The organism is Acinetobacter tandoii DSM 14970 = CIP 107469 (assembly GCF_000400735.1).
In the GTDB taxonomy this organism is placed as follows: Bacteria; Pseudomonadota; Gammaproteobacteria; order Pseudomonadales; family Moraxellaceae; genus Acinetobacter; species Acinetobacter tandoii.
Map to the genome: position 1 here is coordinate 402627 of NZ_KE007366.1, position 14794 is coordinate 417420.

Annotated in this window: 17 protein-coding genes; 12 read left to right on the plus strand and 5 right to left on the minus strand. The window is 37.9% G+C overall.

Features of this window, described 5'->3' with window-relative positions:
* Nucleotides 1-52: 52 nt before the first annotated feature.
* Complete coding sequence (locus I593_RS08420; RefSeq protein ID WP_016167136.1) at nucleotides 53-919, minus strand: hypothetical protein; 867 nt, start codon at nucleotides 917-919, stop codon at nucleotides 53-55.
* A 70-nt stretch (nucleotides 920-989) separates the two neighbouring features.
* Nucleotides 990-1931, minus strand: coding sequence for a YagK/YfjJ domain-containing protein (locus I593_RS08425; RefSeq protein ID WP_016167137.1), 942 nt, complete (start codon nucleotides 1929-1931; stop codon nucleotides 990-992).
* Nucleotides 1932-2449: 518 nt separating this feature from the next.
* Here I593_RS08425 and I593_RS19770 point away from each other — a divergent pair.
* Complete coding sequence (locus I593_RS19770; RefSeq protein WP_016167138.1) at nucleotides 2450-3328, plus strand: hypothetical protein; 879 nt, start codon at nucleotides 2450-2452, stop codon at nucleotides 3326-3328.
* A 40-nt stretch (nucleotides 3329-3368) separates the two neighbouring features.
* Here I593_RS19770 and I593_RS08435 read toward each other — a convergent pair whose 3' ends face one another.
* The 3 genes from I593_RS08435 to I593_RS08445 form a co-directional block, all read right to left on the minus strand.
* Nucleotides 3369-4505: a tyrosine-type recombinase/integrase gene (locus I593_RS08435; RefSeq protein ID WP_016167139.1), complete on the minus strand. Its 1137-nt coding sequence runs from the start codon at nucleotides 4503-4505 to the stop codon at nucleotides 3369-3371.
* Between the two features lie 1094 nt (nucleotides 4506-5599).
* On the minus strand, nucleotides 5600-6631 hold the full coding sequence (locus tag I593_RS08440; RefSeq protein ID WP_228130569.1) for a phage portal protein: 1032 nt from the start codon (nucleotides 6629-6631) through the stop codon (nucleotides 5600-5602).
* Between the two features lie 47 nt (nucleotides 6632-6678).
* Nucleotides 6679-8460 (minus strand): terminase large subunit domain-containing protein, encoded by a 1782-nt coding sequence (locus I593_RS08445; protein WP_016167141.1) that lies wholly within the window; start codon nucleotides 8458-8460, stop codon nucleotides 6679-6681.
* 140 nt (nucleotides 8461-8600) lie between these two features.
* Here I593_RS08445 and I593_RS08450 point away from each other — a divergent pair, with 140 nt between their 5' ends.
* From I593_RS08450 to I593_RS08495, 11 genes are read left to right on the plus strand one after another with little or no spacing between them, the layout of a single operon-like run.
* On the plus strand, nucleotides 8601-9521 hold the full coding sequence (locus I593_RS08450) for a GPO family capsid scaffolding protein (protein ID WP_016167142.1): 921 nt from the start codon (nucleotides 8601-8603) through the stop codon (nucleotides 9519-9521).
* A 14-nt stretch (nucleotides 9522-9535) separates the two neighbouring features.
* A complete protein-coding gene (locus tag I593_RS08455) occupies nucleotides 9536-10564 on the plus strand; it encodes a phage major capsid protein, P2 family (RefSeq protein ID WP_016167143.1) in 1029 nt (342 codons plus the stop codon).
* Nucleotides 10565-10566: 2 nt separating this feature from the next.
* On the plus strand, nucleotides 10567-11397 hold the full coding sequence (gene gpM, locus I593_RS08460) for a phage terminase small subunit (RefSeq protein WP_016167144.1): 831 nt from the start codon (nucleotides 10567-10569) through the stop codon (nucleotides 11395-11397).
* A 3-nt stretch (nucleotides 11398-11400) separates the two neighbouring features.
* Complete coding sequence (locus tag I593_RS08465) at nucleotides 11401-11799, plus strand: head completion/stabilization protein (RefSeq protein ID WP_016167145.1); 399 nt, start codon at nucleotides 11401-11403, stop codon at nucleotides 11797-11799.
* Nucleotides 11796-11999: a tail protein X gene (locus tag I593_RS08470; protein ID WP_016167146.1), complete on the plus strand. Its 204-nt coding sequence runs from the start codon at nucleotides 11796-11798 to the stop codon at nucleotides 11997-11999. Before I593_RS08465 ends, I593_RS08470 begins: the two co-directional genes overlap by 4 nt.
* Nucleotides 12000-12009: 10 nt before the next feature.
* On the plus strand, nucleotides 12010-12381 hold the full coding sequence (locus tag I593_RS08475; RefSeq protein WP_026441115.1) for a hypothetical protein: 372 nt from the start codon (nucleotides 12010-12012) through the stop codon (nucleotides 12379-12381).
* A 14-nt stretch (nucleotides 12382-12395) separates the two neighbouring features.
* Nucleotides 12396-12911 (plus strand): glycoside hydrolase family 108 protein, encoded by a 516-nt coding sequence (locus tag I593_RS08480; protein WP_026441116.1) that lies wholly within the window; start codon nucleotides 12396-12398, stop codon nucleotides 12909-12911.
* A 2-nt stretch (nucleotides 12912-12913) separates the two neighbouring features.
* Nucleotides 12914-13306 carry a phage tail protein gene (locus I593_RS08485; protein WP_016167149.1) on the plus strand — a complete coding sequence of 131 codons (393 nt, stop codon included), beginning with the start codon at nucleotides 12914-12916 and terminating at the stop codon, nucleotides 13304-13306.
* A complete protein-coding gene (locus tag I593_RS08490; protein WP_016167150.1) occupies nucleotides 13306-13743 on the plus strand; it encodes a phage virion morphogenesis protein in 438 nt (145 codons plus the stop codon). The genes I593_RS08485 and I593_RS08490 overlap by 1 nt, the downstream gene beginning before the upstream one ends.
* Nucleotides 13740-13853 carry a Com family DNA-binding transcriptional regulator gene (locus tag I593_RS21045; protein WP_081401230.1) on the plus strand — a complete coding sequence of 38 codons (114 nt, stop codon included), beginning with the start codon at nucleotides 13740-13742 and terminating at the stop codon, nucleotides 13851-13853. Before I593_RS08490 ends, I593_RS21045 begins: the two co-directional genes overlap by 4 nt.
* Nucleotides 13854-13895: 42 nt before the next feature.
* Entirely contained in the window at nucleotides 13896-14744 is an 849-nt protein-coding gene (locus tag I593_RS08495; protein WP_016167151.1) for a DNA adenine methylase, read from the plus strand.
* Nucleotides 14745-14794 lie beyond the last annotated feature (50 nt).

A 14794-nucleotide genomic window follows, 5' to 3' on the forward strand; every position in this document is an offset into this window, starting at 1 on the left:
TTCCCATTAGACTGTTGATCAATATATATAAGAACAACATGTTTCTTTGTCTTTAAATCAAACTTAGGCCAATACGCTGACAATCAAAGGTTTTTCTACGGTGTCTTGTCACTCTTAAATAATGATTTCGAGCATGGTTGTTCATGCGAGCTTTTACAGCCTGCAAAGCACGTTGAGTCTGCTTGTCATCAAAACAATTTACCGAGATACCTTTTAAATCGTGCTCTTCAAATGAAACGGCTCCATACCCATTGGTGACCTCCAACCATTGTTCACCAATTCTGCGGGCATGATCCGTTAGAGTGACAGCTTGTGCCTGTCCAGCATAAATACAGAATAACTGAATATAGTAGCCCTGCTCTGGATTATGTTTGATCTGCCAGAGCACCGAATGAATTGAACGGAACAGCTCAGTATCTCTGGAGCGAATTAACTTTAGAAAAGCACTTAAGTAAAGATCTAGATCATATAAGCGAATCACTGATAGCGCTTGAGGTTGAGTACCTAAATAAATTGGAAAGATGGTTAATTGATCTTGTTGCTGTATACATTCTGATAGAAAGCGTTCAGCCTTTTTCACCTCTGCCTTATGCTGCTTCTGATCGGCTTGATAATCCGCTTCAATCAACCCTGCTTGATCTTGTACGTATTTGATAAAACCTTCCACCACATGATCAGGTAAGTCTTGAATAGAATCATAGAACTTAAACGCATTGGCTTTAAAGATGATCTGCTCAAGTAACTTAAACACAATGATTGCTGCGATGTAATTATTTCCGTCCACAAAGAAACGTCTGGATTTCTTAATCAAGGGAATGATCTGCTGTTTAAATTGATCAACACTAGTTTGATTGGCTAAGATTGCTTGAATAAAGTTTTCAATTTCACAAAACGTTTGAGATTCGTTGTAAGTCGTCATGGTAAAACACATCCTAAGTTATTTTCTTCATAGACTTAGGAGTGCTGTAACTTTTTAATGGTGAATGAATTTAGAATCCACAAAGCTGCAAGGTTTGTGCAACACCTCTACGCCAATGTACTTCAAATTGACCCGTACCAAAACTGCGCATATACGGGAGCTTCGCACGTAAATGCTGTGCATACTTTTCAGGATTGACCAGATACATGGCAGCATTCAATGCATTACTGACTTCTTGAGGATGACTGCATCGAATAGGCCCTACCCCTAAACGATCATTCCGAATAAACCTCTGCTTATGTTCCGTAGTATTACAATTAAAGTGCACGCCGATATTACCCGTAATACTGTTCCACATTTGCCAGACCTGATCAGCGAGATACCAGTCATTCTGACGTTTGGATGGATCATAGATCAGCAATAAGTGGCAATGGTAGCCTTTATCTCCTCCCTGCTCTAATGCCCATGCATAACCCCGTAAACCCATGAAACATCCATCTTGATTTGCGATACGATTTCTTAAAATACTCATATGCTGTTGAACATTCTCAATACCAATATCAACCTGTTGCTCTTTGAGATAACCTAAATCAACACGTACAAATAACAGTTCAGAATAATGTGTCATGAGTTTAGTCAGGTACTGATACAGTGAAATTCGATTCTGCTGTTCTTGTTGGATAAAACAGACTTGTTCTTTCCAGTATTCATTTTGATATTGATAGAGTACACAGCAGAGGATTGAAACTTGCAGAGTATTAAAATTTAAAATGCATGATATAGGTTGACCATTGAGGAAATGATCAATCCAGTATTTACACTGAATAAAATATTGAATGGATTCAGCGTAGTGAAGCTGTGCTGAATAGAAGTGTTGAAAGGCTTCATATAATGTACTGAGTGACTGTTTGAATTGTTGTTCACTCATCTGTTCAAAACAGACGTCATAAACAAAATCTTCAATCACAATACAAAGGTTAGATTCATTCCAAATCACTGTAGTCAAATTCATGTTGTGATACTCATCATGTTAGGATTCATATCACTTACTGTTCTGTAAAAAATTAATCGCCATAAATATACTTATAAAATATAGCCTATACATATGAATCAAGATATATAGAAGTATTTAATAATATTAATAACCTGTTAAGCCAGATATCTATTCCCCGTTAAGAACCCATCACAATCCAACACTTCAGTAGCTCAAACTCAATCAACTTAAAAAAGCTAAAGTTAATTTTAAGCAACAACCTTTGAACCGTCATTTGACCTTGGCTCAGCGTCTAGGGGGCTGGGCTAAAAATTTGAGTCGACTAATTTTTTAAAAAATTGATATGTGATTCATTGATTTTTACTTTTTTGAGCACTCTAGAGGGCTTTTTTTGGCAAAAAATGGTCTATATCTACATAAAATACTATATATGTATCACTTAAAATTTATTAAAAATTCACTAAAACGTCACTAGAAATTTATAAAAAAATAACTAATAATTTACAAATAATTCTACATAGTGATAAAAAATTAATATGCAATTGAATACACCTCAGCCTCTTCCAGTCAATACACCAAAAGAATTTGAGAATTTTAGTTTTCGAGAAATTCAATGTGCATGGAATTATTGTTGCAATAATGGTTGGGTCACGCAGCCTTTAATAAATACTATTTCTATAGATCAAAAAAGGATTTATTTGGAAACGTACTTAAACGGATTAGGAAATAGACAAAACATAATTGATCAGATAATCTCATATCAAAAGATGACATTAATTGATTACAGTTATTTCAACTGGATTGATGAAGAAGATAAAAGGTTAATTCACATTATTTTGACAACATTAGCGTCAAATTTTAATATTCCAATAAATATAGGTTTGTTGCCAAAAATATTTGATGAGCTAATAATTACTTTTGATGCATTACCATACGACATGTCTACGAAAATACACTTTATAACTAATCAAAGGGACACATGGGGCCAAATTAGAACAAAGGATTCAGAACTCAATTGGTTAGATCATAACAATACGACTCAGTTAAATTGGGCATGGGAATATTTAGGAAAATTTAATAAACGAATAAATGCAAATATAAATCCAATAGAAAATAATGATCTATTATGTGCAATCCAAGCATCTTTTGATTTCATGTCACATGGTTACAAATCAGATAAAGTTTTATTTCTTGATCGTATGAAAAAAACGTGGAGTCAAAAGAAGTTTAGAGACTCTGGAAAGGCGAAGAAGAATTATCATATCCCACTTACAAAAACTACTCAGATGCAATTAGAAAAATTAGCAGAGTTTAAAAATCTACGTAAAGATCAGGTCATTGAAGAATTAATCCTGAAAGAATACGAAGCTACGCAGTTAGATGAGAAGGGAAAAAATAAATATTTCGATAGATAGAGATCGTTAAGCTAACGATCTCTAAATCCATTTGAATTTATTATGTCAACCATCTTTTAACATATTCCCCATACCACTCCATAATTTTCACTCGCTCATCCCAGTATTGCGCACGGTTATAAGCTGAGCGAATTCTGTTTTGAGGAACATGAGCAAGCTGGCGTTCAATGGCATCGGGATTAAACAGATTTGATTCATTTACGATTGTACTGAATAGCGATCTAAAACCATGTGTGGTCATTCGACCTGCATAACCTGAACGTTTGATCACAGCCAAAATAGATTCACTGCGCATCGGTTCCTTGTTATTCAAACGATGTGGAAATAACAATTCTTGATTATGCGTCAAACGTAATGCCAGAAGCTCAGTAATCATCATGTCCGTCAATGGTACACGATGTGGAAGTCGATTCTTCATACGTTCTTCAGGAATATCCCACTTACGCCCTTCCAAATCAAACTCTTCCCAGCGAGCTTGTAGTAACTCACTGACTCGAACACCAGTCAGCATAATTAAAATGATGGCATGATGTGTCTGAGCATCACTTGGATAAGCTCTGACTTTTCTTAGAAATTCAGGCATATCTGAAGCAGGTAACGAGGCCAAATTTTTCACACGCTTATTTTTTAGTGCATAGACCAAATCGCCTGCAGGATTATCATAGCGATAGCCATGAGCAATGGCATATTTCATAACCATTCCACAACGAGACAGAGTACGCTTAGCCACTTCAAGTGAGCCTCTTCCCTCAATCTTTTTTATGATCTGCAAAATTTCAGGTGCTTGAATCTGATTAATACGCTTATTTTCTAATGAAAGATACAATTCATCGAGAGATGCTCTGACATTGCTAATATGCTTCGGGGACCACGTTTCCTTCTGATTCTCAAACCAATTTTCAGCCACTTCTTTAAAGAAAGGCTTTATGTCCTCATGAAGTACTGATTTTGAATGTTTATACTTAAGTTCATAAGCCATTTCTCTAGCTTTTTTCAAACTAAGTTCTGGGTATGGTCCTAGTGACTCAGATTGACGCTGCCCATGAACGGTATAGCGGACATTCCAATACTTCTGACCTTTAGTCGTAATAATCAGCGATAAACCATGTGAATCTGATAGACGATATTGCTTATCTTTCGGTTGAGCTTTTCTACATTCTGCATCTGTGAGTGACATATCTTTAACCAGAATTTGTTGTGTTAATTTCTGGGTAAATTTTGCCAATTTTTACCCACACAAAGCAAAAATAGGGTCAAATCGCTTAGGACAGCATCGGACAATACAGCCAATAAAAAAGCCCTTAAACACTGAGTTTAAAGGCTTTTTTAGATTCCGACGGATTACTTCGGAAAGAATTTTGGTGGAGGTGGCGGCTACATAATTAAAATAATAAACACTTGATTATTAAATATTAATTTTAAGATAAATACTTGTCGTATAACTTCTGTATAACAAATACAAAAACCACCGCCCTATCAGTTCAAATCCCAATATAGAAACTAAACTCAGAAAATATACACATATATGGCCACATTTTCAGACGTACTAATAACAGGATAAAGGTAAATATCTGAATTTTTGATTCTAAACTTTAGGTCATGAAAAATAGGGGTTACAAAAGTTACAGATGTTTATTTATATAGTTATATATATGATTATTAACAATTTATATTAGTTTTATAAAAGTTACATATAGGTAACTTTAAAGTTACATGTAACCTATTTTTGAGGTTACAACGTGTAACCTATTAAGTATATGATTTATATAAATTTAATGTATTTTAAAAAACTTTAGTAACCTCATGTAACCCCATTAAGGTTACAAAATATATTATTTAAAATCAATTACTTATAATATTAAAATCATGCTTTATAATTTATGTAACCTCTCTCATACCCTATATTTAGAGTTTAAAAGAACAGTCTTATTTAATTACTTTTTAAAGTCGCATCTAATTGAATCAGAGTGCATCAACAATCATTCATTAAAATCGGTCTAAGCCTTATGAAACATAAGCCTTAGAGCTTTTTCTGTTGTGCATCTAAAATGAGACATTTAGGAACTGCGCAGGCGGGAGAGGAGACTGCGTTTGACCTCACATCATATTGGTTTAACCTGACCTACTGACCTACTGACCTACTGACCTACTGACCTACTGACCTACTGTCAATTTTATTGAGCAAAAAAAAATGCCAAGCATTAAAACTTGGCATTATAAAAAAAGAATAAATATATATTTTATATAGGTTTTTTGATATAATTCAGATAACTATGGCTTAGTGATAGATGAAATTAAGTCATATTCTTTAAACTTAATAACTTCAATACCAAGCTGATCATTAATTTGTTTTAGTAGGTTTTGATAGTAAACAATCTCATTGTAATAAAAGACTCTTGCAGCCTTTTCAATATCACCAAACCCACCTGAGTTTTGCGGTACCACACCCATCAATTGAGGTGGAATACGATGGCCTGCAAGCTGATCATCACGACTGGCAATCTTAATATTATAAAACTCATCCTTAGCAGCGACTTCGGCAAGAGGAATAACGTTTAAGCCTTTCTCTTTTCCTCCTGGTGTGTAGACCAAAAGATTTTTAAAGTTGCCTGCCCCTTTTGAGTTTTGCAATGATTCTTCTAATGCATCAACATCTTTTTGAGATTTCATAGCATCAGTAATATGTAAAATAAAACCTGCATGTGCACCATTTTTGTAATAGCGTCTACGGAATAAAGTCGCAGCTTCATTTAATAAAATCGCATTGATGCTACTCAAATAATTTGGAACGCCATAAATTTCCTGCATGATATCAGCGTCAGCAACATGGATAATTTCTTCAGGTTCAAAAACATGTTGTTTACTTTGAAAGCCATCTAATTGATAAAACTTTGAAAGGTCAGTTCCCTTTCTCATATTGACGGCAGGACGTGATGTTAACTTCAACACACTTCTAAACCGATTATATTGAATATGGGTATAACAGTTTGCAAAAGTAATTAGATTCAATGCCAAAGAATTAAACTCATGTCGGCTTAATAATGGATGTGGAATAAAATCACCTGAAAGAATATTACGCTTGATCACGATCGCACTGGTATGGTGACTGGTACCACGATAAAGTTTTGCAGTCGCAGCAATATCAAAAGGTAATTCATACCAATCTTGCCAGACAGGACAATAACCATATTCAAATAGTGCATGTCCATCCAGTACTGGTTCTGGATCTCCGAAACTACTCATAATCATTTTTGATTGTGGTTGTTCTACAGGCAAAGATAAACCAGATCCTGATGCCGACATCTGCTCCAAACGTGGAAAAACAGTCGAAATAAGTTTGTCCAATATTCTCATGAATTAAATACTCTGATTCGGCTCTGATGTGCGCCAAGATGTGATTGATCAGCAACGTGAATAATTGGCGCATTCTCCAAACCATTCATCACTGCCCAAGCTATGTCACCATGCCCAGTTTCAGCACTACGACTTGTAACCAGTGTTTTATTTCCACCGCCACCAGTTAAGGCTTTTTTGATTGACAAGAATGACTTAGCAATAATTTGCAAACCAGCATCGAAATGTAGTCTACGCTTTTGAAATAGCTCTTTAACTCGAAGCCCCATACGGATTTTTAATTCAGGGGTGTAGTTCAAGCGAGTCAATTGAGGAAAGAAAAGTTCAACGTGTTCAGCCACGGCCAAACCGTTGCCTGTGTTATCAATACCGATAAAAGTCACGTTGTATCGTCCACAAACCTTTTTGATATACAAAGCTTGCTCGCTGGCTTTCATTCCATGAAATTGTTTAATCTCAAGAATTCGATAGGGTTCAAGCGGTGTTTGTGGCGGTGCTATAACTGCTAAAGCTGCATTGTCACCTGTGAATGAAGGGTCATAACCTAACCACACTTCCCCTGCATAACGTGGATTCTGATTCGGGAAAAAGTCTTTCCAGACTTCCCAACTGTCGACCATGTTCGGGATGATTTCTTTTAATGGGAAGTAAGATCCTGAGTCATCGATAAACTCACAATCAAACAGATTGGCAAATTCTTCATCACCATATTCGGCTAGCAGATCCTCACGATCAAATAGATCACAGCCTTTTTCTTCAGCATCTGTGAGGGTGACAATCTGCCTTGTTTTTCGGTCAGCACATTTGACTGGGGCTTTTAGTGCAGCTTTGCTGACATCGATCTCAATTGGCAGCTTGCGTTTGCTGTCTTTACCCGTCCAAAAGGTATAGGCTTCATGCAAAATACTGGATGGCGTAGACATATAAATTTGCTTATACATCTTTTGTGAAGCCATCGCTGAAGCGACTTTTTTGAACTGTAAAAATTTACGAATCCAAAAGAATTCGTCCATGATGACATCACCATGACGGCCTTGGGCTGTTAGCGCATTTGTCCCTAAGTAATAAACTGTTGCTTGGCCATTCGGTCCGTTAATAACAATCGGATCTCCAGTAAGATCCAAGCCAATCACATCCAATACAAAGGCTTTGATGTATTCAATGAATTGATATGCCTGCGCTTTGGATGCCGACATAAAAATTTTGTTTTTCCCAGTTTTTAATAAATCGATTAATGCCCAAAGCGCAAAAATATAAGTGGCACCAATCTGTCGTGATTTCAATAAAATAAAGATTCGAGACCAGGAAACGGCATCCATCCATTCCTCTTGATAAACGTATAAAAATTCCTTGAATGCCTCTTCAAGTTTTTCCAAGTCCTCAAGCGTGATCTGATTTTTTAACTTTTTCTTTTTCGGAGCTGCATTACGATTTTCCAGATTCGGATTGAGATCTGTTTGTTTCCCTGATTCCAGATACTTTTGAATTTTTGCCCATCGCTCGAATTGTCGAGCAATCATGTCCATTTCTTTGTAATTCGCATTACTTTTATTTTCCATAAAAGTCAGCGTCATATAGCGAATTTTTAAACCTGTTGTCACCTCATCATAAACATCCGTTTTAGACCATTGATCGCGCTGCTTCCAACTTTCGACAGTCGAACGATTTTCCCCAGTATGTTTGGCGATTTCTGAGACAGACATACCCATTGAGAAAAGTATTCTTCCCTGCTGTCTTGGGTTCATGAGTTCTAGGAACGTCAGTGTATTTGTATTCATGTGCTTAATGTTGCTTTAAGCACAAAAAATCTTTGAGTGATGTATTCCTGATTACCGCTTAATCAGGATAGGTTCGATTGCACCGAACCATAGCTCCAAAGCAGACTTCAATCATCGTAAAAATGAATGTGGAAAGACCAATGGAGCTACCAGGAGAAGGACGTGTAATTAAACGCTTTCGTGTTGCTCGTGAAGGGCAAACCGTTGATGGACGTGAATTGACACGTCAAGAAATTCAAGAAATGGCCGCAACTTACAATCCTGAACATTATGCAGGACGTATCAATATCGAGCATTGGACAGGCTTTTCACCTGAACCCCCCTTCAATGCGTATGGCGATATTTTGAAAGTTGAAGCGGTTGAAGAAAACGGATTGATGTGTTTGTACAACACACTTTCTGCTTTGCCGAACTTTGTAGCCATGAATAAAAAAGGGCAAAAAATTTACCCTTCAATCGAGTTCTATCGCAATTTCGCAGGGACTGGGAAAGCCTATCAAGTCGGTTTAGGTATGACCGATACCCCGAATTCTTTAGGTACTCAAGCCATTAAGTTTTCTGCAAGTCCTCATTCGCTCAGTACCCAACCTGATTCGGAGATCTATATCACCATGTCTGAACAAAACCCAAATGAAGGTAAAAGCTTGCTTGATCAGCTTAAAGAAGTATTCACGCCTGCACCTAAACCAAAAGAACAATTCAGCGATGAATTAGCAGCACAATTAACGCAAGGCTTAGTGCAATGCTTCAATGGTTTAAAAGCATTAACACAAGAAGTTCAAGGACTTAAACAGTCATTTAACACTCAACCTGTTACAACGCCAACACAACAAACGCCACCTGCAACGGCTCCAGTTCAGCAAACGCCATCTACGACTGCTCCAGAACAACAAGCCACCCAAAATCCAACTGCTGCTCCTGATGTTGATATGAAAGCAGTCTTGCAACAGTTATCTCAAGGTATTACTGGCTTACAAAACCAATTTAATACCATAAGCACAACCCCAATAAATCCACCGCCTGTTCACACAGGTAATACAGCTAACACAGTCGATTACTAAGGAATTAAATAATTATGTCAGTCGTTCTACAACCTCAAGCACGTCAGTTATTTAGTTCTTATAAAGCTGATGTTGCACGAGCAAATGGTGTTGAAAGTGCACGAGAAACTTTTGCAGTTCTACCTGCACCTACACAGAAAATTATCCAAGCCTATCAAGAAAATGCTGATTTTTTAAAGCTCATCAATATCTGGCCTGTTGATAATGCTAAAGGCGAAAAAATTTCACTCAGCATTGGTACAACCATCGCAGGCAATACCAATACCAACCAAAATCCACGCCAACCAACTCCTGTCGGTACATTAGATTTACTGGATGAATACGACTGTACTCAAACCAACTATGATGTGGCCATGAAATGGGTCTTACTGAATGCTTGGCGACATTTCCCAGACTTTAAGAAAAAGCTGCAGGAAATGGTGATTCGTGCGGTGGCATTAGACAAGCTTTGTATTGGTTTTAACGGTATATACCGTGCTGCAAATAGTGATCGTGTTGCAAATCCACTATTACAAGATGTGAAAAAAGGCTGGTTGCAAAAAATCCGTGAAATAGCCCCTGAGCAATATTACAAAGGCGAAGATGTGGGTGGCGGTGTTTTTAAAACACAGGTTGGTGCTGGGCACGAATTTAAGACATTAGATGGCTTAATTGAATTCGGGATTGAAGAATATATTGCAGAACAGCATCGTGACAGTGGTCTGATTGCTATTTGTGGCCGTGGGATTTTAAGCGATAAATATTTACCGCTGCTGAATAATGTTCAAGATCCAACCGAACAGTTAGCAGCGCGTACGATTTATGCCAATAAGCAGCTTGGTACTTTACCTGCCATGCACGTACCTAAATTCCCTGCAAAAACGATCCTGATCACTACACCTGATAACCTTTCGATCTATATCCAAAACGGTACTTTTAACCGTTCGATCGTAGATCAACCTGAATGGGATCGTGCAGTCGATTTTCAATCTATCAATGAGGACTTTGTAGTTGAAGACTATACAAAGTGCTTGTTAATCGAAAATATTGAAGTGGATGCTTAATTATGGGTATGAATTCAATGCGCCAACATCGTGAAAAGATGTTGGCAGAAAAAGCGTTAAAAGCGCAGCAAAGTCTTGATCCACGCCAGAAAGTTGTTACTGGTTGGGATCTCGCTTCAGGTCCTGATCAATCTGTTCAAATCACTCCTGAAATTTTAAGTCAAGCAAATGTTCCAAACGTTGAACTGCGTATGTTCAATCATTTGAATATCTTAAAAGATATGAAATCGATTCAAGAACGTATTGCCAAAAAAGCGGAATGGTTGCCTGAGTATCAAGGTTATATCGATGGCTGTCTTGCTGTTTCGCCTGCCCCTCAAAATACAGTATTAGTCCATTTAATGATTTGGGCTATTGATACCAATGAGTTTGAATTAGCTGTACGTATTGCTGAATATGCCGTGTTAAATGACATGGTTATGCCTGAAGGCTATACCCGTACAACGGCTGAATTTGTCACCGAACAATGTGCTGAAGTCTTTATCGATGATACTAACTTTGCGATCGCTCATGCGTCCTTGATTGAGCGCATCATCAATCTTGGTGAAGGCGAGCAAATGGTCGATGAAGTACGGGCAAAAATTTATCGTGCCTTTGGTGATGCATTGAACCAGGCACAACCAATGGAAGCTGTTTCAGCTTATAAGAATGCACTTCGATACAATCCAAAAGCAGGCTGTAAAAAAGATTTAGAACAGCTTGAAAAACGATTGCGTCTACCTGCAACCGAGTCGTCTCCCGACGCCACTGTCGGCTCGCAGGCAGTTTCAACGGCTGATCAAACAGCCGATGGGGCTGATCCTGCGTCCACCGACTCCAAGCCAAAGGAGTAAACCATGCTTCTAAATGCACCTGTCTCCAATGCTGAAGTACAAAATCCGATTGCTGAATATCCCAATATCAGCATTAAAGATTTACTTGCTCAGGTGCGTTTAGATCAGTCCAAAGGTGAGCCTCTGTTAACTGAAAAAATCATATTGGCGATGGATACCATCAACGGTGACTTAGACGGTATTGCTATCCAGTCAGAAGAACAGATTCGCAAATATAAACGAGCAGTGAGTTATGAAGCTGCAGCGCTGATTTGTGAAGATAATCTTGATTTTGATACCACGACCACAGGACAAGTACGTGGTGAAAATCAAAGAGAAAAAGCAGATGCTCTCCGCAGGATTGTTCAGCATACGATCGCTGATTTAACCAAGCGACCACGTAACCGAGTTCGGCTTATATGAAATCAGTCAAAGCTATACAGGGCGATACTTTAGAGTCGATTGCATATCGTTATTACGGATCAAATGCGGTCGATATGCTCCCTGCTTTAGTTGAAGCAAACTCAACGATTGAACAAATATTTTTAAACGAACATCAATCCATACAATTACCAGATTTAACCAAAGCAGCAGCACCACAAACACTCAAGCTTTGGGATTAAGGGGATGGGCATGAATGACCCAATTAGTATCAAAGGACTACCGTGGTTTATCAAAATCATTGCTGCCGTGATTGGGGCAATTCTAGCACTCACTCTGAGTGGCGATATTGATACGGAAGGACGAATCAAGATTACCAAAGGCTTAATTATTAAGTTTTCATTTAGTGTGTCCATCAGTCTTTATGGTGGTGCTGCCTTTATTGAATATTTTAAATTGACGCATTATTCACACCCTGCTCAAGGTGTTGTGATGCTATTTTTTGCCGTGTTTGGTCTGTTGTTTGTCGGTATCTTTTATCAATCGATTCGGTTGTTAGAAGGCAAAAAACCAAGCGAACTTATTACTGAAATTAAAGCTGCTTTTGCTGCGATGTTTAAGTAGGTGACAGAATGGAACTGACATTTGAACAAGCATTCGATCGTCTCATTGGCCATGAAGGTAAGTTTACAGATGATAAAAATGATCGCGGTAACTGGACCACTGGCATCATTGGAAAAGGTATTTTAAAAGGCACGAAATACGGTATTTCTGCCATGACCTATCCTGATTTTGACATCAAGAATCTTACCCTTGATCAAGCTAAAGAAATTTATAAGCGTGATTGGTGGGACAAGCTCAATGCGGATAATCTAGATCCTGCGATTGTCTTTCAGGTATGGGATTTCGCCATTAATGCTGGCATGGGTACAGCAAAGCGTAAATTACAAAAATCGGTTGGAATGGCTGAGGATGGGATCATTGGTCCACTGACGATAAAAGCCATCCAGAAAGCAGATTTAAATGATGTGCTTATGAAGTTTAATGCCGAGCGACTCAAGCATTACACCAGTTTAAGCACATGGCCACGTTATGGAAAAGGATGGACATTGCGTGTTGCTCAACAATTAAATTATGGTGCAATGGATAATTAAGCATGAAAGCCCTGATTCCACTCAAACCATATTTAAATGAGCGTTTTCCAATGATGTCAGCAGATAAATGTCATCTGCTGATTGTCAACGGAACGCATAAAGAAGGTTATTTGGAATATACCGTCAGATTGCTCATCCTTGATTACCGTTCAGATCCGATAGAAGTCATCGTCGCCTTGCGTGAATGGCTGAAATCTAAAAATCGGCATTTAGATGCGACCGCTAAAGATATTCAAATTTCATTTAGCTCTGAAATTATTGATACAGATACTTTCGATCTTGAAATTGATTTCCCTCAACGGGATAAAATTGTGGCTGAAGATGAAAGTTATCATGTTTGCCCACCTTTGGTTTGGGATGATATTAAAGGTGGCTTTTTCCCTGAAGGTGAATAATGGACGCAATTAATGGTTTAAATCATTGGCTTGACCAAATCACCTTATTGCTTGAACCCTCACAACGTCGAGAGCTTATGCGACGTTTAGGACAAGGTTTAAGGGTACGTTTTCGTGATCGAATCAAACAACAACGAGATCCGAATGGGAACCATTTTATTCCCAGAAAACGAGATCAAATTGGAAGTATTAAACGGCAAGGTGCCATGTTTCAGAACATCGGCAAGCAATTAAAAACTGAATATTCTGAAAATCATGTGTCTGTTGGTTTTGGTGGACGTACAGGTTTTGTGGCTTCAGTACACCAGGAGGGAAAATCAATCCGACCAAGCAAAAATGCAAAATCCACACGCTACCCAGTTCGAGAACTGGTTGGCTTTAGTAAAGATGATCAAGAATGGGTTAAGTCAGAAATTAAAAAGTTTTTAACACTATGATCGAACTAAGATGCAATTGCGGAAAATTACTGGGGAAAATTGAAAAAATCTCAGTAAAGATTGAAATAAAATGCCCACGTTGTCGTGTGGTAAACCATTGGAACGTCTAGAACGTCGGGTCAGATAGCCTTGAGCTACCAATGGAGCAAATTATGCGCCTTAAAAACTCGAACCAGGATAATACTCAGGATTTATCTAAACCAACCTATAACCCTTCAGGCCGTTCATTTTCAGGATGGCTCGGTGGTAAATCACAACTTGCCCGAACAATCATCGAAATGATGCCTGAGCATTCACACTATTGTGAAGTCTTTGGTGGTGCAGGTTGGGTCTTATTCAAAAAGTCACCTTCAAAATTTGAAACCATCAACGATATTAATGGCGATCTAATCAATCTCTATCGTGTGTTTAAATATCATTTAGATGCATTACTTCAAGAGTTTGAAACGCAGCTGATTAGCCGTGATGAATTTGAGCGTTTGAAAGTGATCCCATCACATACTTTGACTGACATTCAGCGAGCAGCGCGTTTTTATTATTTATTGCGTACCTGCTTTGGGGCAAAAATTTCCGATCCGAATTTCTTTAGTCATGTGGAACGTCCACGACATTTAAAGTTGGGAGACGAATTGCGCCAAGTCTTAACCGCTATCCACGAACGTTTGCAGAAAGTTACTGTTGAAAATCGAAATTTTGACGTTTTGATTAATAAGATGGATCGACCCGACACACTTTTCTATTTAGATCCACCATATTACAACTGCGAAAATTATTATGGCAAAGACATTTTTAGCCGAGATGATTTCGTAAAACTCCGCGATATTTTAAAAGGTATCAAAGGTAAATTTATTTTGAGTCTAAATGACGTTCCAGAAGTTCGAGAGTTATTTGGCGAATTCAATTTACATAGCAAAAAGATTCGTTGGTCTCTCAATACGGAATCGACTGATGAAAATAACGGTAAAGAATTAATCATTACCAACTTTCCACTTCCTGAATAGGTTTTAATCAGGAATGCCTAAATAGCAAGCCTTATACAAAAAGCCCATGA